The sequence below is a fragment of the Streptomyces lasiicapitis genome, from assembly GCF_014646335.1.
Lineage (GTDB): Bacteria > Actinomycetota > Actinomycetes > Streptomycetales > Streptomycetaceae > Streptomyces > Streptomyces lasiicapitis.
The window spans coordinates 155,907-176,699 of record NZ_BMNG01000011.1; the positions used below are offsets into that span (position 1 = coordinate 155,907).

Here is a 20,793-nt window from a genome sequence, read left to right on the forward strand (position 1 = left end):
GCGTTCGGGGCCGGGCGTCGGCGCCGCGTCAACCCGTCCGAATTCCGGCGTCGTCGCCGCGTCAGGCCCACTCCGGCTCGGGCAGCGTCACCGCGTCAGACCCGCTCCGGCTCCGGCAGCACCACCGCATCAAGCCCGCTCCGGCTCCGGCAGCACCACCACATCAAGCCCCGGCCGCTTCGCCCTGCGCCCGCCGCCCCCGCCGCCGACCGCCCCCGGCCGCCGCACCCGCGACATCCGCCGCCACACCCACGGCGCCATCGCCCCGGCCAGCCACGCCACCTCCTGCGCCGCGCCGCCGAGCGCCGACACCGGCGCGAGGGCGGGCAGCGGGCGGGCCCAGTCCCCGTATCCGGTGAGGCCGAGCGCGTCGGCGACCCCGGCGGCTATGCGGGCGTGGCCGACGGGGCTCGCGTGCGTGCGGTCGCGGCTCCACAGCCGCGGATCGGCGGTGATGCGCTGCGGGAACAGGTCGAGGACCACGACGCCGTGCCGGTCGGCGGCGGCGCGGATGCGGGCGTTGAGGTCGATGACGCGTGGCTGGGCCCGGCGGGCCAGCGGGGCGATGCGTCCGATGTCGGGGAAGGTCACGGTGACCACGCGCGCGCCCGCGCCGGTGAGTTCGGCGAACATCTCCTCGACGGCGCGCGCGGTGCGGGCCGCGTCGTAGCCGGGCCTGACCAGGTCGCCGACGCCGGCCACGACGGTCGCGAGGTCCGGCTTCAGCTCCAGGGCCGGGCCCAGCTGTTCGTCCCTGACCTGCTCCGCCAGGTGGCCGCGCACCGCCAGGTTGGCGTACGTGAAGTCCGGGTGCCCGAAGGCGAGGATCTCCGCGAGCCGGTCGGCCCACCCGCGGTAGCCGTGGTGTTCGTCGCCGTCGCCGAGGCCTTCGGTCTGGCTGTCTCCGACGGCGACGTAACGCTCGTACGGGTGCGAGGTCATGGCCCGAGGGTCCTGCGCCCGCCGGGGCCCGTCAACGAGGCCTCGGGGACACGTGTCACACTCCGGCCAGGCCCGCCCCAGCGGTTCTCACGTGCCCCTACAGCAGGTGGCTGCCGCCCGTCACGAGCAGTACTTCGCCGGTGATGAACGAGGCGTTCGTGAGGTCGGCCACCGCATCGGCGATGTCCTCCGCGCGGCCCACGCGGCGCAGCGGAAGGCGCTCCGCGACCGCCGCCATCTCGGCCTCGATGCCCTCCAGGCCGTCGAACCACGGGGTGTCGATCATGCCGGGCGCGACCGCGTTGACGCGGATCCCGGGGCCGAGGGTCTTGGCGAGCAGCAGGGTCATGTGGTTCACGGCGGCCTTGCTGACGGCGTACGGGATCGAGCTGCCGACGGGGCGCACGCCCGCCGCCGACGAGATGGTCACGACGCTGCCCGCGCCGCTCGCCCGCAGATGCGGCACGGCGGCGGTGATGGTCTGCCAGACGCCGACGACGTTGATGTCGTACAGCTCCCGCCAGACGTCGGGGCTCGCGGCGTCCAGGTCGTCGTGGGCGATGAACCGGGTGGCGCCCGCGCAGTTGACCAGGATGTCGAGGCGTCCGTACGTGTCCACGGCGCTCTGGACGAGGCGCTTGGCGTCGGCCTCGACGGAGACGTCGGCCTGGACGTAGACGGCGTCGGGCAGTTCGGCGGCCAGCTTCTCGCCCGCCTCGACGGAACGCGCCGAGTTCACGACCACGCGGACGCCCGCGGCAGCGAGACGGCGGGCGACGGCGGCGCCGATGCCGGACGACGATCCGGTGACGACGGCGACGCGCCGCTCCCCACCGACGGCCGCTCCGTCCCCAGCGGCCACTTCCTCACCGGCGGCCGGTGTCTCGCCCGTGCGCTGTTCCTTGCTGCTCATGCGGTGGATCCCCTCGGGTAGACCTGCCGCGCCCGCGGCGATCATACGCAGCGCCCCGAGGCCGACCGTCCCGCCCGGCTAGTCCGGTTCCCGCAGCCGCCCCAACTGGCTCTGGAACCAGTCGAGTCGGGCCTGGAGCAGCGCCGCCTCGGCGGTCAGCTCGGGCAGGCCGAGGCCGGCGGCGACGGGATCCGCGGAGACCGGCGGCTCCGCCACGACCCGCAGCCCCTCCCCGGCCACCGCCGCGAACCGGCCGAGGCTCACCACCGTGCGCCCGCCGCCGCGCCCGCACGCGCCGCACACCCCGTCGAGGGCGCGCCAGCCCGGCCTGCCCCACCCGGCGTCCGTGAGGCGGGTCGCGGCGGCGCCGCAGCCGCAGGGCTGCACGGTCACCGTCCGCACCCGCTGACGCGCGTACCGGAAGCCCTTCTCGAAGCGGATGTACGCGCCGAGCACCGTCACCTCGAGCAGTGCCGCCCTGCGGTGCTCGGCGGTGCACAACAGCCCCTCGGCGGCGGCGCGTTCGTGCACGCAGTGGAAGCCGCAGTCGCAGCGCCGGTGGGGCGCGCGGTGCCGTCTGCCGTAGGCGCAGCGGGCCTCGTCGAGCACGCCGTACGGCAGCGAGCCGCCCAGGGAGACGCCGGTGAATCCGGCGCGGGTGCCGTCCTGGGAGAGCACCGGGTGGGCGATCTTGTATCCGGTGGGCGGCTCCTCGGGGCGTTCCTCGGGAAGCCGGAACCTCATCGGCCCGCGGTCACCTCGACGGGTGCCTCGGCAGCCAACTCCGCGGCTTCCAGAGTCAGTTCGGGGTGGATCTCGTCGACTGCGGGGAGCTCATCGGGGCTCTCCCCGACGAGGGCACTTTCCTCGGCGATTCCGGTGGCGACTGCCCTGCCCAGCCTCATGGTGCCTCCTGTGAACGACCGACCGACGTCCCGGCGCCTGCGCGTCCGGCTCCCGCCATGGTGACGTATTCCGGGGCGAGTTGGTACGGTCCCTGAACTGCCGCCCCGCATGCTGTAGCAGGTCTGCGAATTACCTCGTAGCAGAATTAAGTGGAGCTTCATCACCGGCGCGTCGAGACTGCCCTTATGACCGCAACCTCCCTGCCCGGCGCAGCTCCCCCGCCCGGCGCGGCCCCGCCCGCATCCGCCCCCTTCGGCCGCGCCCTGTGCGCGATGATCACGCCCTTCACGGCGTCCGGGACCCTCGACCTCGACGGCGCCCAGCTCCTCGCCGACCGTCTGGTCGCGGACGGCTGCGAGGGCCTGGTGCTCTCGGGCACCACCGGGGAGTCCCCGACGACGTCCGACGCGGAGAAGGCGGCGCTCGTGCGCGCCGTCCGGGAGGCGGTCGGCGGCCGGGCCACCGTCGTCGCGGGCGTCGGCAGCAACGACACGGCGCACACCGCCGAACTCGCCCTGCAGGCCGAGAAGGCGGGCGCGGACGGCCTGCTCGTGGTCACGCCGTACTACAGCAAGCCGCCGCAGGACGCGGTCGAGGCGCACTTCCGCGCGGTCGCGGACGTGTCGGGCCTGCCGGTGCTGCTCTACGACATCCCGGGCCGCACCGGCACCCGCATCGAGCCGGACACGATGCTGCGCCTCGCGGAGCATCCGCGGATCGTGGGAGTCAAGGACTGCGCGTACGACCTGCTCGGCTCCGCCAAGGTGATGGCGCACTCGGACCTCGCGTACTACACGGGCTGCGACGAGTTCGTCCTGCCGCTGTACGCGCTCGGCGGCGCCGGGTACATCAGCACGGTCGCCAACGTCGCGCCACGCACGCTGCGGGCGATCGTGGACGCGTTCGACGCGGGCGACACGGCGAGCGCCGCGCGCGGTCAGCGGCAGCTCAGCGAACTCATCGAGCTGATGATGGCCTCCGGCCTGCCCGGCACGGTCACGGCGAAGGCACTCCTCGGCGCGCTCGGTCTGCCCGCGGGTCCGGTCCGCGCACCCCTGCTGCCCGCCGACCGGAAGGCGGTCGACGGGCTGCTTGCGGCGTACGAGGCACTCGGCGGAGCGCTCCCGGCCGGGGCGGTTCAGCGCGCGGTGAGCATCGGCGTCCACACGCGCTTGTAGCCCTCGACCTTCCCACGGACGGCGGTCAGCGGCACGGCCTTCTTGCTGCCGACGGTGACGAGCACGAGCCGCTTGCGGTCGTCGTTCTTGCCGGTGCACCGCGCCGGGTCGGCGCAGGCGAGCGCGACGATCCGCTTGCTGTCGGCCCAGGCGAGCTGCTCCTGGCTCGGCACCCACGCGACCTTCTTGCCGGTCCTCGGGTCGAGGACCGGCGAACCCTTGGCGTCGCCGTCGGCCGCGAGCAGCTTGCCGTCGGGCGAGAGTCCGGCCTGCGGCCAGCCGGCGTACTTCTCGGCGGCGGGCGCGGAGGTCGGCCTGCCGCTCAGGGTGTACCAGTCGCGGTAGTCCTTCTTGCCCTGACGCGCGTACTGCTGGACGTAGAGCCGGGTGCCGTCGTGGTTGAAGTGCAGGTCCTGGCGCGAGACGCCGGGGAACATGCCGTCCTCGTCCGGGGAGGGCTGGGGCACGTCACGGAAGGGGCCGACCTTGCCGGACGCGGCCTCGATCAGGACGTAGCCGGTGCGGCTGCCGTGGTGCCGCGGCCAGCTCACGGAGCCGTTGCCGGGCACGGCGACCATCCGGTCCGGGTTCTTGCGGTACGCGGTCGCCACCAGACGCTTGCCGTCCGGGGACCACTCGACGCCCGCCACGCCGTGGTCCAGCGTGATCCAGCGCGTCACCTTGCCCGTGCGCAGGTCGAGCATCCCGACGCGGCGCGTCGGCAGTTCGCCCTCCAGGACGGCGGCGGTGCGCATGCCGGGGGCGACGGCGACCCAGGCCCATTTGGTGTCGGCCTTCTCGTACTTCATGGTCCTGGGGTTCAGCAGGAAGTACGAGCGGGCGAGGAGTTCGTCGCCGTTGCGCTGCGGGACGTCACGGGTGACGGAGTATCCGGCCAGGCCGGTCCTTCCTGCGGCGACGAAGTCGCGGGGCACCGACTGGCCGGGGTGCGCGATCACGTCGCCCGTGCGGGACGCGCTCGCCGGGCCCGCGTCCTCGCGCCCCGAGTCGAGGGCGGTCACGCCCACCACGACGGCGGCGGCCGTGCCGAGCGCGGCACCCCCGATGGTCCGGGCGCGTCGGCGGCGCCTGGCGGCGAGCACCCGGCCCGCCAGGTCCCCGCGCGGTCCGCCCTGCTCGGCGGCCTGTTCCTGGAGCGCCTCGCGCACCAGCTGGTCAACGTTCACGGACGTACCTCCACAGGCGAGATGTCACGGGGCGGCGGGGCCTCGGCGACGGCCGGGCCGAGCGCGGCCAGTTCGGGGGCGAGGGAGCGCAGCCGGGCGAGGGAGCGGTGCGCGGTGCTGCGGACGGTGCCGACGGAGCACCCGAGGATCCGGGCGACGTCGGCCTCCGGCAGGTCCTCGTAGTACCTGAGGACGAGCACGGAGCGCTGGCGCGGGGTGAGCCGGGCGAGCGCGCCGCGCATCACGACGCGCAGCTCGGCGGCGCTCTCCCCGCCGTCGTCGGCGCGCTCGGGCGGCTCGGCGACGGCCACCTCGCGGCGCGGCCACTTCAGGCGCCACCAGCTGATCTGCTGGCGGTAGAGGACCTGCCGGACGTACGCCTCCGGGTCCTCGACCCTGCTCCACCGGCCCGCGACCTTCACCAGGGCGGTCTGCAACTGGTCCTCGGCGGCGTGCCGGTCGCCGCCGCACAGCAGCACGGCGGTCCTCAGCAGGGCGGCGGATCTGCTCTCCACGAACTCCCGGAAGCGGTCCTGGCTCTCGGCATCCATCGTCACCTTCTCGTCTCCGGCGGCCCTGCTGCCCCCTCTGCTGTGGATGACGTGCGCGGACCCGCGTCGCTATGCCTGTGGCGCGACGCGGGTCCGGGGCGGAGCGTGGTGCGGTGTCAGTCGAGCGGGTTCTTGGGGAAGCCCTTCGCCTTGGTCCACTTCAGCCGGTCGGAGTGGTACTTGAACGTGACCTGCTTGCCGTTCTCCGTGATGTCGGCCTTGGCCCAGCCGTCGAAGTTCTTGGTGAGGTGGCGGTCCCACTTCGTCAGTCGCCCGGTCGCGACGGCGGCGATCGACTCCGTCGGGGGCTCGCCGTCCGAGCAGTAGACGCCGAAGTCCGCGATCGCCGCGACGGTGCCGGCCCTCGCCTTGAGCGTGATGCCCTGGCAGGCGTCGGTCTGGGCGCGGTAGACGACGGCGGGCTTGGACCAGCCGCGCGCGCGGGGGCTGTAGTCCTGGACGTAGAGCCGCTTGTTCTTGAGGTAGTGCATGGCCACGCGGCGGCCGTCCGGGAGCTTCACCTGCGACTCGAAGGGGCTGGGGCTGCCGCTCCAGTGGATGTCGCTGTGCCGGAGCTTGTACGTGTGGCCCCCGGCGGCCGCGCGGTCCACGGAGGCGTGCGCGCCCGCGTCCCGCCCCACGCTCTGCCCGCATCCCGCGAGCAGCACGACCACGGCGGCGGCCCCCGAGGCCAACGCGCGCGTTCCGGTTCTGTTCATGTGGATCTCCCCTCGTTGCCGCGCAGCATACGCACGAAGGGCGCCGCTCCGGCGAGGAGGGCGCCCTTCGTGCTGGTTTCGTGCTCTGTCAGTTGTGGCTGTGGAGCACGTCGTTGAGGCCGCCCCAGACCGCGTTGTTCGGGCGGGCCTCGACGGCGCCGGTGACCGAGTTGCGGCGGAAGAGGATGTTGGAGGCGCCGGACAGGTCACGGGCCTTGACGATCTCGCCGTCGGGCATCGTGACGCGCGTGCCGGCGGTGACGTACAGGCCCGCCTCGACGACGCACTCGTCGCCGAGGGCGATGCCGACGCCGGCCTCGGCGCCGATGAGGCAGCGCTCACCGATGACGATGCGGACGTTGCCGCCGCCGGAGAGGGTGCCCATGGTGGAGGCGCCGCCGCCGATGTCCGAGCCGTCGCCCACGACGACGCCCGCCGAGATGCGGCCCTCGACCATGGACGTGCCGAGCGTGCCCGCGTTGAAGTTCACGAAGCCCTCGTGCATGACGGTCGTGCCCTCGGCGAGGTGCGCGCCGAGCCGGACCCGGTCGGCGTCGCCGATGCGTACGCCCTTGGGGGCGACGTAGTCCGTCATGCGCGGGAACTTGTCGACGGACGTCACCGCGAGGTGCAGGCCCTCGGCGCGGGCGTTCAGGCGCGCCTTCTCCAGGTCGTCCACGGCGACCGGGCCGAGCGAGGTCCAGGCGACGTTGGCGAGCAGCCCGAACATGCCGTCCAGGTTCTGGCCGTGCGGCTTGACCAGACGGTGGCTGAGCAGGTGCAGGCGCAGGTACACGTCGTGGGCGTCGAGCGGCTTGTCGTCCAGGGACGCGATGACCGTGCGTACGGCGACGACCTCCACGCCGCGGCGGGCGTCGGCCCCGATCGCCTTCGCGGCGCCCTCGCCGAGCAGCTCCACGGCGCGCTCGGCGGTCAGCCGCTCGGTCCCGGCGGGGCCCGGCTCGGCGACGAGCTCGGGCGCGGGGAACCAGGTGTCGAGGACGGTGCCGTCGGCGGCGAGGGTGGCGAGCCCGGCGGCGACTGCGCCGGTCGTACGGGAGGTGTCAACAGAAGGCGTATCGGTCATGAGTGAAACCTAACCGGGCCGGACCGACGGAAGCTAACCGGTACGGGTCCCCGTCTCACGTACCGAGCGCACCTCCTTGGTACGGGACACCCCTGGTCGAGCCGCCCGCCCCGCCACAAGGAGCAGCACCCCGGCCCCACCGGCCAGCACCGCGCACACCGGCCACAAGGCCCCCGGTGCCGCCGTGTAGAGCGCCCCACCCAACGGCGCCGACAGCACGACCCCGCTCACCGACACCCCCGAGTACAGACTCTGGAACCGCCCCTGCACATGCGCGGGCGCACTGTCGGCGACGTACGCGGTGGCCGGAGTCTTGTAGAGGATCTCCCCCGCGGTGAGCAGCCCCATCATCGCGAGGGCGGACCCCGCCCCGACCCCGAAGGCGAGCACCCCGTACCCCGCCCCCACCAACAGCACCCCGCCTCCGATGATCAGCAACGGCCGCCGCCCCCGCAGCGCCAGGGTCACCGGAAGTTCGAGCAGCAGGATGAGCCCTCCGTTGATCGCGAGAAGCCACCCGTAGAACCCGGTGTCGAGCCCGTGCCGGGCAAGATCCGTGGGCAGCGTCGAGTACTGCTGCCGATAGACGAGGTCGGTGACCAGAATCGCGCCGAGCAGCACCACGACGGTCGGCCGCACCCGCAACGCGGCGAACACCCCGGGCGCGTCCGGCGCACCCCCGGCGACGGGGTGGACGACCCCCCGCGAGGGCAGCACGCGCGCGGCGTACGCGGCGAAGACCAGCGTCCCCACCCCGTCCACGACGAACAGCACGCCGTACGAGAACTGCGCGATGAGCAGCGCGCCCAGCGGCGGCCCCACCGTGAACCCGGCGTTGCCCGCGAACCGCATGACCGCGAACCCCTGCCGCCGCGCCCCCTCCGGCACGGTCACCGCGACGAGCGCCCCGTTGGCGGCCCGCGCACACCCGCCCGCGTACTGGCTGAGCACGGGCACGACGTACAGCAACGCCACCGGAAGCACGGGCAGCGACAGCACGCCCACACCGCTGACGAGCGAGCCGACGAGCAGCACGCGCCGGTGGCCGTGGCGGTCGCCGAACCATCCGCCCGTGAAGTTCCCCGCGACCTGCCCCGCGCCGCCGATGCCGCTGATGAGCCCGGCCTGCGCGACGGACAGACCGCGCTCGTGCGTCAGGTACACGAAGAAGTAGACGAAGGTGAAGGCCACCACCATGTTGAAGAACTGACCCGCGGCGAGCAGCCACACGGTCCTCGGTATGTCGCGCAGCCCGCGCAGCATGCCACCCCCGGAAAAACGCAGTGAGTTCCTTTTGGGAACGGACTATGGCAGCATGCGAAGCTCCGGGTCAACGCCCCACCGGCCCGGGGAGAGTGTGAGGGACATGCCACGCCGTACGAGCCTCGGCGACGCCCACTGCGCCATCGCGCAGGCCCTGGACGTCGTCGGCGACTGGTGGACCCTGCTGATCGTGCGCGACACGGCCCGCGGGGTGCACCGCTTCGACGAGCTCCAGCGCGAACTGGGCCTGTCCCGCAAGGTGCTGGCCGAGCGGCTGCGCCTCCTGGTCGACGCGGATGTGCTGGCCCGGGTGCCGTACCAGGACCGCCCGCCGCGTCACGAGTACCGCCTCACGCCGCGCGGCCGCGCCCTGCTGCCGGTGCTGATCGCCCTCCAGGACTGGGGGGACACCTGGGTGTTGGGAGAGGGAGAGATGACGGCGACGGCACCGACGGAGGCCTCGCAGGAGGCACGGCGTGTACACGAACTGCTGGGGACGCGGGTTCCCGAGCTCCAACTCCTCGCGGACACCGGTGAGTTGACGGACCCGGTGGCGGCGGGGGCGACACCGGGAGCGCCCGGAACCGCACCGTTCACCGTCCTGTACTGCTTCCCGGGCGCCTACGCCCGCAAGGACGCCTACCCCCCGGGCTGGTCCACGATCCCGGGCGCGCCCGGCTGCACGCTGGAGTCGTGCACCTACCGCGACCGGCTCGCGGAGTTCACCGCGGCGGGCGCGGCCGTGCGCGGCGTGTCCACCCAACGCCCCGACGAGCAGCGGGCGTTCGCCGAGAAGGAGGGCCTGCGCTTCCCGCTCCTGTCGGACGCGGACCTCGCCCTGACGGCGGCCCTGCGCCTGCCGACGTTCCGCGCGGCGGGCGTGAGCCGCCTCAAGCGGCTGACGCTCGTCGTGGACGCGGACCGGGTCGTACGGGACGTCCAGTACCCGGTCACGGACGTGACGGCGAGCGTGGACACGGCCCTGGCGAGGGTCAACTCGCTGCGGAACCAGCTGAGTTGAGCACCCGCCCGAGCAGCTCCCGGGTGTACGCCTCGTCGTACTCGCTCCCCGTGAGCAGCACCTGGAGGCAGACCCCGTCCATCACCGCGACCATGCCGCGCGCGGTGACGGGGTCCGTCCGCTCCCGCAGGACCTCGGCGACGCCCTCGCACCACTCGGCGGCCACCGGCCGCAGCGCGGGGCGGCGCAGGGCGGACAGATAGAGCTCGTACTCCAGCTCGACCGCATCGCGCCGCCCGGAGGCCCACTCGCCGAGCAGCGCCGCCAGCTCGGCGGGGATGTCGGCGTCCGGGTCCCGCAGCACCCCGCGGTCGCGCACGAGCTGCGCGAAGCCCTCGTTGGACTGGCGCAGCGCGGCCACAAGGAGGTCGTCGAGCGTCTTGAAGTGGTACGTCGTCGACCCCAGCGGCACATCGGCCTCGGCGGCGACGGACCGGTGACTGAGGCCCGCGATGCCCTTGGCGGCCGCGACCCGCAGCGCCGCGTCGATGATCCGCTGCCGCCGGTCCGGGTCGTAGCGCCGGGCCATCAGTGGGCCCCGCCGAGGTTCAGCACGACGACGCCCACGATGACGAGCACGATGCCCGAGATCTTGACCAGGCTCGTCGACTCCCCCAGGAACAGCATCCCGATGCCGGCGACCGCGGCGGTCCCTATCCCCGCCCAGATCGCATAGGCCGTCCCCACCGACATCGTCTTCAGCGTCTGCGCGAGCAGCGTGAAGGCCAGCAGATACCCCGCGACGGTGAGCAGCGACGGCCAGAGCCGGCTGAACCCTTCGCTGTACTTCATGGCCGTCGTCCCGGCCACCTCCGCCGCGATGGCCGCGGCCAGCAGTCCGTATCCCATGCGTACTAGCGTACACAACGATGCGTACGGGTGTACATAGTCGCGACGGGCGCATGCAGAAGGGCCCGCACCCATGGGTGCGGGCCCTTCTGCGCTACCTCAGGCAGGCCTCAGCAGGCCCCCGAGCCAGAGAAAATCAGACGTTGAACCCCAGCGCCCGAAGCTGCTCGCGGCCATCGTCCGTGATCTTGTCCGGGCCCCACGGCGGCATCCAGACCCAGTTGATCCTGAGCTCGTTGACGATGCCTTCCGTCGCGGACTTCGCCTGGTCCTCGATGACGTCGGTCAGCGGGCAGGCCGCGGACGTGAGCGTCATGTCGATGGTGGCGATGTTGGCGTCGTCGATGTGCACGCCGTAGATCAGGCCCAGATTGACGACGTCGATGCCCAGCTCGGGGTCGACGACGTCGTACAGCGCCTCGCGGACCTCCTCCTCGGAGGCCGGCTTGGTGGTCAGCGTCTCGTTCTCGCTCATGCCGTCTTCCTTTCGGCCTCTGCGGCCTCGACGTCGGCGCCGAGTGCCTGCGCCGTCGCGTCCTTCCACGCCATCCAGCTCAGCAGAGCACACTTCACGCGCGCGGGGTACTTCGAGACCCCGGCGAACGCGACCGCGTCCTCCAGGACCTCCTCCATCGCGTCGTCCGGCTCCAGCTTGCCCTTGGACTGCATCAGCTCCAGGAACACGCCCTGGATCTTCTGCGCCTCGGCGAGGTCCTTGCCGACGAGCAGCTCGTTCAGGACGGACGCGCTGGCCTGGCTGATGGAGCAGCCCTGGCCCTCGTACGACACGTCCTCGATGCGCGAGCCGTCGTACTTCACGCGCAGCGTGATCTCGTCGCCGCACGTCGGGTTGACGTGGTGCACCTCGGCGTCGCCGTCGCGCAGACCGCGCCCGTGCGGATGCTTGTAGTGGTCCAGGATCACGTCCTGGTACATCGAATCCAGCTTCACGTCCCAGCCAGCCCCTCAGCCGAAGAAGTTCCGTACGTGCTCCAGGCCCTCGACGAGTGTGTCGATCTCGCCGGGCGTGGAGTACAGATAGAACGACGCTCGCGTGGTCGCGGGAATTCCGTACCGCAGGCAGACGGGGCGGGCGCAGTGGTGGCCGACCCGGACCGCGATGCCCAGCTCGTCGAGGACCTGGCCCACGTCGTGCGGGTGGATGTCGCCGAGCGTGAAGGAGATCGCGGCGCCGCGGTCCTCGGCCGTGGACGGGCCGATGATCTTGAGGTCGGGGACCTCGAGGAGGCGCTTGACCGCGTACTCGGTGATCGCGTGCTCGTGCTGGGCGATCTTGTCCATGCCGATGGCGGTGAGGTAGTCCACGGCGGCGCCCAGGCCGACGGCCTGCGCGACCGGCGGGGTGCCCGCCTCGAACTTGTGCGGCGCGGGCGCGTACGTCGACGAGTGCATCGAGACCGTCTCGATCATCTCGCCGCCGCCCAGGAACGGCGGCAGGTCCTCCAGGAGCTCCTGGCGGCCCCACAGCACGCCGATGCCCGTCGGGCCGCACATCTTGTGGCCGGTGAAGGCCACGAAGTCGGCCTGCAGTGCCTGCACGTCCAGCGGCATGTGCGGCGCGGCCTGGGAGGCGTCGATCAGGACCAGGGCCCCGACCTCCTGGGCGCGGCGCACGATGGCCTCGACCGGGTTGACCGTGCCCAGGATGTTGGAGACCAGGACGAAGGAGACGATCTTCGTCTTCTCCGTGATGACCTCGTTGATGTGGGACAGGTCGAGCCGGCCGTCGTCGGTGAGGCCGAACCACTTCAGCTTCGCGCCCGTGCGCTGCGAGAGCAACTGCCACGGCACGATGTTGGAGTGGTGCTCCATCTCCGTGATGACGATCTCGGTCTCGTGGTCCACGCGGTAGGGCTCGTCGGCCCAGCCGAGCATGTTGGCCACGAGGTTCAGCGACTCGGAGGCGTTCTTGGTGAAGATCACCTCGTCGCGGCTGGGCGCGTTGATGAACTCCGCGACCTTGTCACGGGCGCCCTCGTACAGCGCCGTGGCCTCCTCGGCGAGGACGTGCACGCCGCGGTGGACGTTGGCGTTGTGCTGCTCGTAGTACTCGCTGAGCACGTCGATGACCTGGCGCGGCGTCTGCGACGTCGCCGCGTTGTCCAGGTACACGAGCTTCTTGCCGTCGTGGAGCGTGCGCTCCAGGATCGGGAAGTCCTTGCGGAGCGCCTCGGTGTCGAGGAGGCCGGTAAGCCCCTGGTGGGCCACAGTCACGCGGATGCGCCGCCCTTCACGTAAGCCTCGTAGCCCTCGTTCTCCAGCTTGTCGGCGAGCTCGGCGCCGCCGGACTCGGCGATCCTGCCGTTCGCGAACACGTGCACGAAGTCGGGCTTGATGTAGCGCAGGATGCGCGTGTAGTGCGTGATCAGGAGCGTGCCGACCTCACCCGTCTCGCGGATGCGGTTGACGCCCTCGGAGACCACGCGCAGGGCGTCGACGTCCAGGCCGGAGTCGGTCTCGTCGAGGATCGCGATCTTCGGCTTGAGGAGCTCCATCTGGAGGATCTCGTGGCGCTTCTTCTCACCGCCGGAGAAGCCCTCGTTGACGTTGCGCTCGGCGAAGGCGGGGTCCATCTGGAGCGCGGCCATCGACTCCTTGACCTCCTTCACCCAGGTGCGCAGCTTGGGGGCCTCGCCGCGGATCGCCGTCGCCGACGTACGCAGGAAGTTGGAGACGGAGACGCCGGGGACCTCGACGGGGTACTGCATGGCGAGGAACATGCCGGCGCGGGCGCGCTCGTCGACCTCCATCGCCAGCACGTCCTCGCCGTCGAGGGTGACGGTGCCCTGCGTGATCGTGTACTTGGGGTGGCCCGCGATGGAGTAGGCGAGGGTCGACTTGCCGGAGCCGTTCGGGCCCATGATGGCGTGCGTCTCGCCCTGCTTCACGGTGAGGTCGACGCCCTTGAGGATCTCCTTCGTGGCGTTGTCGGCCTCGACGGTGACGTGCAGGTCTCGGATTTCAAGCGTTGCCATGGGTGCCTCAGGACTCCTGGGAAGGGGAGGCGTGTACGTCAACGAGCACATCGCCCCCTTCGATCTTTACGGGGTATACGGGGACGGGGCGCGTCGCGGGCAGGCCGGACGGCTTGCCGGTGCGCAGGTCGAAGGCGGAACCGTGCAGCCAGCACTCGATCTGGCAGTCCTCCACCTCGCCCTCGGAGAGGGAGACGTTCGCGTGCGAGCAGATGTCGTGGATCGCGAACACCTCGCCCTCGGTGTGGACGACCGAGACCGGCGTGCCGTCGAGTTCCACCCGCTTCGGGGTGTCCTCCTCCAGCTCGCTCAGGTCACAGGCGCGTACGAATGCCATCAGACGGACGCCTCCAGCTCCTCGTCGATCTTCACGAGGAGGCGCTCTTCGATGTCGGCGACGGCGATCTGCTGGACCAGCTCGGCGAAGAAGCCACGGACCACCAGACGGCGGGCCTCGTCGGCCGGGATGCCGCGGGCCATCAGGTAGAAGAGCTGCTCGTCGTCGAAGCGGCCGGTGGCGGAGGCGTGACCGGCGCCGACGATCTCGCCGGTCTCGATCTCCAGGTTCGGTACGGAGTCCACGCGGGCGCCGTCCGTGAGGACGAGGTTGCGGTTCATCTCGTAGGTGTCCGTGCCCTCGGCCTTGGCCTCGATGAGGACGTCGCCGATCCAGACGGCGTGCGCCTGCTCGCCCTGGAGCGCGCCCTTGTAGACGGCGTTGGACTTGCAGTGCGGGACGTTGTGGTCGACGAGGAGGCGGTGCTCCTGGTGCTGGCCCGCGTCCGTGAAGTACAGGCCGAAGAGCTCGGCCTCGCCGCCGGTGCCCGCGTAGCTCACGCGCGGGTGCAGGCGCACGAGGTCGCCGCCGAAGGTGACCACGAACGACTTGAAGGTGGCGTCCCGGCCGATCAGCGCGTTGTGCTGGCCGACGTGGACGGCCTTGTCGTCCCAGTCCTGGACGGAGACGACGGTCAGCTTGGCGCCGTCGCCGAGGACGTAGTCGACGTTGGCCGCGAGGACCGCGTCACCGGTGTGGTCGATGACCACGACGGCCTCGGCGAACGCGCCGAGCTCGATGACCTGGTGGCCGTAGGCGACGCCGCCCTCGCCGTGCACGGCGATGCGGATCGGTTCGGTGAGCACCGTCTCCTTGGGGACGGTGACGACACCGGCCTTCTCGAAGGCGGAGTAGGCCTGGGCGGCCACGCGGTCCACGGGGGTGCCCGCCTTGCCGAGCCGCGCGTCGTCACGGCCGACGGTCTCGACGACGACGCCCTCGGGGGCCTCGATGTCGATCCGCACGCCGTCGCCGGTCGCGACCGCGGTGCCGTCGTGCAGCCCGCGAAGGCGCTCGAGCGGCGTGAACCGCCACTCCTCCTCACGGCCGTGCGGGACCGGGAAGTCCGCCACGTCGAAGGAGGGGGGCGCGCTCATGCGCGTGGCGACGGTCGACTCGGCGGCCACCGCGATCTGGCCTGCGGTGGTCGAGCCCACCGGGATGTTCTGAGCCTCAGCCATGGCTGTCGGTCTGCTCTCTTCCTACGTACGTCAAGAAATCTGGCGACTGCTGAAAGGGGCGGTCTTAACCGACCGCGCCCTCCATCTGCAGCTCGATCAGCCGGTTGAGCTCCAGGGCGTACTCCATGGGCAGCTCCTTCGCGATGGGCTCGACGAAGCCGCGCACGATCATCGCCATCGCCTCGAACTCGGTGAGGCCGCGGCTCATCAGGTAGAAGAGCTGGTCCTCGGAGACCTTGGAGACGGTCGCCTCGTGGCCCATGGAGACGTCGTCCTCGCGGACGTCCACGTACGGATACGTGTCGGAGCGGGAGATGGTGTCCACGAGCAGCGCGTCGCACAGCACGTTGGACTTCGATCCGGCCGCGCCCTCGCCGATCTCGACCAGGCCGCGGTAGGAGGTGCGGCCACCGCCGCGCGCCACGGACTTCGACACGATGTTGGAGGACGTGTTCGGCGCCATGTGGACCATCTTGGAGCCGGCGTCCTGGTGCTGGCCCTCGCCGGCGAAGGCGATGGACAGGGTCTCGCCCTTGGCGTGCTCACCCATCAGGTAGACGGCCGGGTACTTCATCGTCACCTTGGAGCCGATGTTGCCGTCGATCCACTCCATGGTCGCGCCCTCGTACGCCACGGCGCGCTTGGTGACCAGGTTGTAGACGTTGTTCGACCAGTTCTGGATGGTCGTGTAGCGGCAGCGGGCGCCCTTCTTGACGATGATCTCGACGACCGCGGAGTGCAGGGAGTCCGACTTGTAGATCGGCGCCGTGCAGCCCTCGACGTAGTGGACGTAGGCGTCCTCGTCGACGATGATCAGCGTCCGCTCGAACTGGCCCATGTTCTCCGTGTTGATGCGGAAATAGGCCTGGAGCGGGATCTCGACGTGCACGCCCTTCGGCACGTAGATGAAGGAGCCGCCGGACCACACGGCCGTGTTCAGCGACGCGAACTTGTTGTCGCCGACCGGGATGACCGTGCCGAAGTACTCCTTGAAGAGCTCCGGGTGCTCCTTCAGGGCCGTGTCGGTGTCCAGGAAGATGACGCCCTGCTCCTCCAGGTCCTCGCGGATCTGGTGGTAGACGACCTCGGACTCGTACTGGGCCGCGACACCGGCGACGAGGCGCTGCTTCTCCGCCTCGGGGATGCCGAGCTTGTCGTACGTGTTCTTGATGTCCTCGGGCAGGTCCTCCCAGGACTCCGCCTGCTTCTCCGTGGAGCGCACGAAGTACTTGATGTTGTCGAAGTCGATGCCGGAGAGGTCGGAGCCCCAGTTCGGCATGGGCTTCTTCTCGAACAGGCGCAGGCCCTTGAGACGGAGCTTGGTCATCCACTCCGGCTCGTTCTTCTTCGCGGAGATGTCGCGGACGACGTCCTCGTTGATGCCCCGCTTGGCAGAGGCACCGGCCACGTCGGAGTCGGCCCAGCCGTATTCGTAGTTGCCCAGACCCTCGAGCTCGGGGTGGGCAGTCTCCTCGATGGGGAGCGTCATGCGGGGTTCCTCCCGGCGGTGCTTGCAGATGCGTTATCAGTGGTCTGGGGGGTCGCCCTGGGGATGAACGTCGTACAGACGCCGTCCCCGTGGGCGATGGTGGCCAGGCGCTGGACGTGCGTCCCGAGCAGCGCGGAGAACATCTCCGTCTCCGCCTCGCAGAGCTGTGGATACTGCTCCGCGACGTGGGCGACCGGGCAGTGGTGCTGGCAGAGCTGCTCACCCACCGGCGCGCTGCGCGCCGTAGCAGCGTACCCGTCGGCGGTCAACGCCTTCGCCAGGGCGTCGGTGCGCTGCTCGGGGGGCGCCGCCTCGATCGCCGTGCGGTAGGCCTTGGCCTGCTCGGCGATGCGGGCGCGGGCGAATTCGGCGACGGCGGCCTCGCCGTGGGTCTCGGAGATCCAGCGCAGGGCGTCGGCCGCGAGCTTGTCGTAGGACTGGTCGAAGGCGTCCCTGCCGCAGTCGGTCAGGGCGAAGACCTTGGCCGGGCGGCCTCGGGTCCGGGCGCCGTAGACACGCTTCTCGCGGCCCTCGACCACGTTCTCGTGCACGAGGGCGTCCAGGTGGCGGCGGACCGCGGCCTGGGTCAGGCCGAGCCTGCCCGCCAGGTCCGCCACGGTGGACGGGCCGTGGTCCAGGATGGAGCGCGCGACCCGGTTGCGTGTGGACCGCTCCCCGGTCGCGAGCTCTTCCTGAGGGGCCCCCGTGGGGGTCTCCCGAGCCTCGCCAACGTTTTTCACAACGCCATTGTTGCGTAATTCCTCAGAGCCTGACAAGCCGCGCCCGGATCACTGTTCGGTGCCGTGCATCACTTAGGTATACCTAAGCTGACCTGCGGAAACGATCTTTGATCGATCAATTCGATGGCGCGTTCCCGCCCCCTCCGGAAGACTCCCGACCATGCCGACACCCCCTCCCACCGGCCCTTTGTGTACGCGCGACTCCCTCACGGAACAATTGCGCGCCCTCGGCGTACGGCGCGGCGACACCCTCCTCGCACACACCTCCCTCAGCTCACTCGGCTGGGTCAGCGGCGGCGCCGAAGCCGTCGTCCTCGCACTGTTCGACTGTTTGGGTGACGAGGGGACCCTCGTGGTGCCCGCGCAGTCCAGCGACAACTCGGATCCGGCCGAGTGGGGAAATCCGCCCGTACCCGCCTCCTGGTGGGACACCATTCGCGCCACGATGCCCGCGTACGACCCCCGCACCGCCCGCACGCGCGGCGTCGGCGTCGTCCCGGAGACCGTGCGCACCTGGCCGGGGGCCGTCCGCAGCGCCCACCCGCAGACGTCCTTCGCGGCCGTCGGACCGCGCGCGGAGGCCCTCATGGACGGCCACGCCCTCGACTGCAGGCTCGGCGAGCGCAGCCCGCTGGCGCGGCTCGAGCGGGCCGGGGCGCGGGTGCTGCTCCTGGGCGCGGGCTTCGACTCCTGCACGGCCTTCCACCTGGCGGAGTACCGCCTTCCTGCGCCGCTCGTCGAGAACTCCTTCGCCGTCATGACGGACGAGGGCCGCCGCTGGACGACGGTCCGCGAGCCCTCCCTCACCGACGACCGCTTCGAGGAGCTGGGGGCGGACTACGAACGGGACCGGCCGGTGGCGCGCGGCACGGTGGGGGCGGCGACGGCACGCCTGTTCCCGCTGGCGGAGGCGGTGGCGTACGCGGAGGGGTGGCTGGCGGAGCATCGGCCTCGTACCGCCGGGATCGAGGCCGGCGAGGCCTAGGGCCGCCGCGCCCCACTCGTGAACCAATACGCCCCGCCCACCAGCAGCCCCCCGCCCACGACGTTCCCCGGCACCGTGAACGCCAGGTTCCGCAGCAGGTCACCGAAGCCCGCGTCGCTGACCGCCGCCCAGCGCCTCCTTGCCGTGCAGCATCTCGGCCAGCATCGCCCTGGCGGGACCCGAGGACGTCACCCCGGAGGCGTGCACCATCGCTCCGAAGACGAGCGTTCCCGCCAGATTGCCCGCAAGCGACAGCCCCCAGCTCACCGCGAGATGCCGCAGGCCCGTACGCCCCGAGAGCGCGCCCACCAGCATCACCATCACGTTCGACGTGAAGAGCTGGGCGCCCGCGAACATCACGATCGTCAGGGCGACGGGGAAGACGGCCCCTTCGAGGAGCCGCACGGCCGGGGAGTGCCCGGCGGCGAACGGCGAGACCGCCACCAGGAGCAGCACCTCACCGATGCCTATGTAAGCGCCCGCCAGCATCGCGGACGCGAAGTAGCGGGCCCGGTCGCCGACGTCACGGGCCTTGTGCGCGGCCTGTTCTGCGGTCTCGGTGACGTTCGCGGCGATGCTGATCACGCTTCGACGCTACGGCGGCACAGCGACCCCAAATGCCCGAAGAGGTCACCGGTCGACGGCCCCAGGGCCCCACCGGACGGGGGCCAAGGGCCCGCTGGCCGCAGGACCCGCGACCCTCTCTAGACTTCCCGTCATGGGAAATGAGTCCGTCGTCCAGGCCGTGGGTCTGGTCAAGCGGTACGGGACAAAGACCGCGGTGGACGGCCTCGACCTGGAAGTGCGCGCGGGCGCCGTCACGGCCGTCCTCGGCCCCAACGGCGCCGGCAAGACCACCACCATCGAGACCTGCGAGGGCTATCGCAGGCCGGACGCGGGCGAGATCCGCGTCCTCGGCCTCGACCCGGTCCGGCAGGCCGCCGCGCTGCGGCCCCGCATCGGCGTGATGCTCCAGTCCGGCGGCGTCTACTCCGGCGCCCGCGCCGACGAGATGCTGCGGCACGTCGCGAAACTGCACGCGCACCCCCTCGACGTCGACGCCCTCATCGAACGCCTGGGCCTCGACTCCTGCGGCCGCACCACCTACCGCCGGCTCTCCGGCGGCCAGCAGCAGCGCCTCGCGCTCGCCATGGCCGTGGTCGGCCGGCCCGAACTGGTCTTCCTCGACGAGCCGACCGCCGGACTCGACCCGCAGGCCCGCCGGGCCACCTGGAGCCTCGTACGCGATCTGCGGCGCGACGGCGTCTCCGTCATCCTCACCACGCACCACATGGACGAGGCCGAGGAACTCGCCGACGACGTCGCCATCATCGACGCCGGCAAGGTCATCGCCAGGGGCACCCCCGAGGAGCTGTGCCGCGGCGGCGCCGAGAACACCCTGCGCTTCACCGGCCGCCCCGGACTCGACGTCGCCTCCCTCCTCAAGGCCCTGCCCCCGGACTCCGCCGCCGCCGAACTCACCCCGGGCGCCTACCGCGTCAGCGGCACCGTCGACCCCCAGCTGCTCGCCACCGTCACCTCCTGGTGCGCCCAGCACGGCGTCATGCCGGACCGGATCTCGGTCGAACGCCACACTCTCGAAGACGTCTTCCTGGAACTCACGGGCAAGGAGCTGCGCGGATGATCGCCGGTACGTACGCGCCGAAGCCGGGCGCCGCCCCGCTCCCCCGCATGATCGCCGCGCAGGCCGCGCTCGAGACGAAGATGCTGCTGCGCAACGGCGAACAGCTGCTGCTCACCGTCGTCATCCCCACGCTCCTGCTCGTCCTGTTCAGCGCCGTCGACATCGTCTCTGTGCCCACTAAAACTGCGGGGGGCGAGGGCAAGGCGGTCGACTTCCTCACCCCGGGCATCCTCGCCCTCGCCGTGATGTCGACCGCCTTCACCGGGCAGGCCATCGCGACGGGCTTCGAGCGGCGCTACGGCGTGCTGAAGCGACTCGGCGCGTCCCCGCTGCCGCGCTGGGGCCTGATGGCCGCCAAGACCCTGTCGGTGCTCGTCACCGAGGTGCTCCAGATCGCCCTGCTCACGGCGATCGCCTTCGCGCTCGGCTGGTCGCCGCACGGCAACCCGCTCGCCGTCCTGCTGCTCCTGGTCCTCGGTACGGCCGCCTTCTCCGGGCTCGGCCTGCTGATGGCGGGCACCCTCAAGGCGGAGGCGACCCTGGCCGCCGCCAACCTGGTCTTCCTGCTCCTGCTGGTCGGCGGCGGCGTCATCGTGCCGCTCGACAAGTTCCCCGGCGGCGTCGAGGCCGCGCTCGGCCTGCTGCCGATCTCGGCGCTCTCGGACGGGCTTCGGGACGTCCTCCAGGACGGCGCGTCGATGCCGTGGGGCGACCTCGGAATCCTGGCGGTGTGGGCGGTACTCGGGCTCGGCGCGGCGGCGCGCTTCTTCCGCTGGGAGTAGCCGCGCGGCGCCGCATCGGGAG

General features: G+C 71.5%; 25 protein-coding genes. 5 read left to right on the forward strand and 20 right to left on the reverse strand.

Annotation, left to right across the window (positions count from 1 at the left end; genetic code table 11):
- Positions 1-129 precede the first annotated feature (129 nt).
- From IEY91_RS24285 to IEY91_RS24300, 4 genes are all read right to left on the reverse strand, one after another.
- Complete coding sequence (locus tag IEY91_RS24285; protein WP_189175689.1) at positions 130-942, reverse strand: SGNH/GDSL hydrolase family protein; 813 nt, start codon at positions 940-942, stop codon at positions 130-132.
- Positions 943-1,039: 97 nt separating this feature from the next.
- Entirely contained in the window at positions 1,040-1,855 is an 816-nt protein-coding gene (locus tag IEY91_RS24290) for an SDR family NAD(P)-dependent oxidoreductase (RefSeq protein ID WP_189175690.1), read from the reverse strand.
- A gap of 78 nt (positions 1,856-1,933) precedes the next feature.
- Entirely contained in the window at positions 1,934-2,599 is a 666-nt protein-coding gene (locus IEY91_RS24295; RefSeq protein WP_189175691.1) for a hypothetical protein, read from the reverse strand.
- On the reverse strand, positions 2,596-2,760 hold the full coding sequence (locus IEY91_RS24300; RefSeq protein WP_164326003.1) for a hypothetical protein: 165 nt from the start codon (positions 2,758-2,760) through the stop codon (positions 2,596-2,598). The genes IEY91_RS24295 and IEY91_RS24300 overlap by 4 nt, the downstream gene beginning before the upstream one ends.
- 186 nt (positions 2,761-2,946) lie before the next feature.
- Here IEY91_RS24300 and dapA point away from each other — a divergent pair, with 186 nt between their 5' ends.
- Entirely contained in the window at positions 2,947-3,939 is a 993-nt protein-coding gene (gene dapA, locus IEY91_RS24305) for a 4-hydroxy-tetrahydrodipicolinate synthase (protein ID WP_189175692.1), read from the forward strand.
- On the opposite strand, the gene IEY91_RS24310 is transcribed toward dapA, so the two are convergent.
- The 5 genes from IEY91_RS24310 to IEY91_RS24330 form a co-directional block, all read right to left on the reverse strand.
- A complete protein-coding gene (locus IEY91_RS24310) occupies positions 3,900-5,126 on the reverse strand; it encodes a WD40 repeat domain-containing protein (RefSeq protein WP_189175693.1) in 1,227 nt (408 codons plus the stop codon). The two genes, dapA and IEY91_RS24310, sit on opposite strands and share 40 nt — an antisense overlap.
- Positions 5,123-5,677 (reverse strand): SigE family RNA polymerase sigma factor, encoded by a 555-nt coding sequence (locus tag IEY91_RS24315; RefSeq protein ID WP_189175694.1) that lies wholly within the window; start codon positions 5,675-5,677, stop codon positions 5,123-5,125. Before IEY91_RS24315 ends, IEY91_RS24310 begins: the two co-directional genes overlap by 4 nt.
- A 116-nt stretch (positions 5,678-5,793) precedes the next feature.
- Positions 5,794-6,396 (reverse strand): hypothetical protein, encoded by a 603-nt coding sequence (locus IEY91_RS24320; protein ID WP_229697205.1) that lies wholly within the window; start codon positions 6,394-6,396, stop codon positions 5,794-5,796.
- Positions 6,397-6,484: 88 nt separating this feature from the next.
- Positions 6,485-7,483 (reverse strand): 2,3,4,5-tetrahydropyridine-2,6-dicarboxylate N-succinyltransferase, encoded by a 999-nt coding sequence (dapD, locus tag IEY91_RS24325; RefSeq protein WP_164325999.1) that lies wholly within the window; start codon positions 7,481-7,483, stop codon positions 6,485-6,487.
- Between the two features lie 33 nt (positions 7,484-7,516).
- Positions 7,517-8,746, reverse strand: coding sequence for an MFS transporter (locus tag IEY91_RS24330; protein ID WP_229697206.1), 1,230 nt, complete (start codon positions 8,744-8,746; stop codon positions 7,517-7,519).
- 103 nt (positions 8,747-8,849) lie between these two features.
- Between IEY91_RS24330 and IEY91_RS24335 the strand changes: the two genes are divergently transcribed.
- Positions 8,850-9,767: a winged helix-turn-helix transcriptional regulator gene (locus IEY91_RS24335; RefSeq protein ID WP_189175695.1), complete on the forward strand. Its 918-nt coding sequence runs from the start codon at positions 8,850-8,852 to the stop codon at positions 9,765-9,767.
- Here the strand turns inward: IEY91_RS24335 and IEY91_RS24340 are convergent.
- From IEY91_RS24340 to IEY91_RS24385, 10 genes are all read right to left on the reverse strand, one after another.
- Entirely contained in the window at positions 9,739-10,296 is a 558-nt protein-coding gene (locus IEY91_RS24340) for a TetR/AcrR family transcriptional regulator (RefSeq protein ID WP_189175696.1), read from the reverse strand. The two genes, IEY91_RS24335 and IEY91_RS24340, sit on opposite strands and share 29 nt — an antisense overlap.
- Positions 10,296-10,616, reverse strand: a complete 321-nt coding sequence (locus IEY91_RS24345) for a DMT family transporter (RefSeq protein WP_229697207.1) — start codon at positions 10,614-10,616, stop codon at positions 10,296-10,298. The genes IEY91_RS24340 and IEY91_RS24345 overlap by 1 nt, the downstream gene beginning before the upstream one ends.
- Before the next feature lie 136 nt (positions 10,617-10,752).
- Entirely contained in the window at positions 10,753-11,091 is a 339-nt protein-coding gene (locus tag IEY91_RS24350) for a metal-sulfur cluster assembly factor (protein WP_030358830.1), read from the reverse strand.
- Positions 11,088-11,567, reverse strand: a complete 480-nt coding sequence (gene sufU / locus IEY91_RS24355; protein WP_016642170.1) for a Fe-S cluster assembly sulfur transfer protein SufU — start codon at positions 11,565-11,567, stop codon at positions 11,088-11,090. Before sufU ends, IEY91_RS24350 begins: the two co-directional genes overlap by 4 nt.
- A 15-nt stretch (positions 11,568-11,582) precedes the next feature.
- Positions 11,583-12,851, reverse strand: a complete 1,269-nt coding sequence (locus IEY91_RS24360; RefSeq protein ID WP_164325995.1) for a cysteine desulfurase — start codon at positions 12,849-12,851, stop codon at positions 11,583-11,585.
- The gene (sufC, locus tag IEY91_RS24365) at positions 12,848-13,612 is read right to left on the reverse strand and encodes a Fe-S cluster assembly ATPase SufC (protein WP_164325994.1); all 765 of its coding nucleotides are present in this window, start codon (positions 13,610-13,612) and stop codon (positions 12,848-12,850) included. Before sufC ends, IEY91_RS24360 begins: the two co-directional genes overlap by 4 nt.
- Positions 13,613-13,619: 7 nt before the next feature.
- The gene (locus tag IEY91_RS24370) at positions 13,620-13,949 is read right to left on the reverse strand and encodes a bifunctional 3-phenylpropionate/cinnamic acid dioxygenase ferredoxin subunit (RefSeq protein ID WP_164325993.1); all 330 of its coding nucleotides are present in this window, start codon (positions 13,947-13,949) and stop codon (positions 13,620-13,622) included.
- Complete coding sequence (gene sufD, locus IEY91_RS24375; RefSeq protein ID WP_164325992.1) at positions 13,949-15,130, reverse strand: Fe-S cluster assembly protein SufD; 1,182 nt, start codon at positions 15,128-15,130, stop codon at positions 13,949-13,951. The genes IEY91_RS24370 and sufD overlap by 1 nt, the downstream gene beginning before the upstream one ends.
- A 64-nt stretch (positions 15,131-15,194) precedes the next feature.
- Positions 15,195-16,619, reverse strand: coding sequence for a Fe-S cluster assembly protein SufB (gene sufB, locus IEY91_RS24380; protein WP_164325991.1), 1,425 nt, complete (start codon positions 16,617-16,619; stop codon positions 15,195-15,197).
- Positions 16,616-17,359 carry a helix-turn-helix transcriptional regulator gene (locus IEY91_RS24385; RefSeq protein WP_164325990.1) on the reverse strand — a complete coding sequence of 248 codons (744 nt, stop codon included), beginning with the start codon at positions 17,357-17,359 and terminating at the stop codon, positions 16,616-16,618. The genes sufB and IEY91_RS24385 overlap by 4 nt, the downstream gene beginning before the upstream one ends.
- Positions 17,360-17,519: 160 nt before the next feature.
- Here IEY91_RS24385 and IEY91_RS24390 point away from each other — a divergent pair, with 160 nt between their 5' ends.
- The gene (locus IEY91_RS24390) at positions 17,520-18,344 is read left to right on the forward strand and encodes an AAC(3) family N-acetyltransferase (protein WP_189175698.1); all 825 of its coding nucleotides are present in this window, start codon (positions 17,520-17,522) and stop codon (positions 18,342-18,344) included.
- A gap of 99 nt (positions 18,345-18,443) precedes the next feature.
- On the opposite strand, the gene IEY91_RS24395 is transcribed toward IEY91_RS24390, so the two are convergent.
- The gene (locus tag IEY91_RS24395; protein WP_189175699.1) at positions 18,444-18,929 is read right to left on the reverse strand and encodes a formate/nitrite transporter family protein; all 486 of its coding nucleotides are present in this window, start codon (positions 18,927-18,929) and stop codon (positions 18,444-18,446) included.
- 133 nt (positions 18,930-19,062) lie between these two features.
- Between IEY91_RS24395 and IEY91_RS24400 the strand changes: the two genes are divergently transcribed.
- The gene (locus IEY91_RS24400; protein ID WP_164325987.1) at positions 19,063-19,989 is read left to right on the forward strand and encodes an ABC transporter ATP-binding protein; all 927 of its coding nucleotides are present in this window, start codon (positions 19,063-19,065) and stop codon (positions 19,987-19,989) included.
- Positions 19,986-20,771: an ABC transporter permease gene (locus IEY91_RS24405; RefSeq protein ID WP_189175700.1), complete on the forward strand. Its 786-nt coding sequence runs from the start codon at positions 19,986-19,988 to the stop codon at positions 20,769-20,771. The genes IEY91_RS24400 and IEY91_RS24405 overlap by 4 nt, the downstream gene beginning before the upstream one ends.
- Positions 20,772-20,793: the final 22 nt, after the last annotated feature.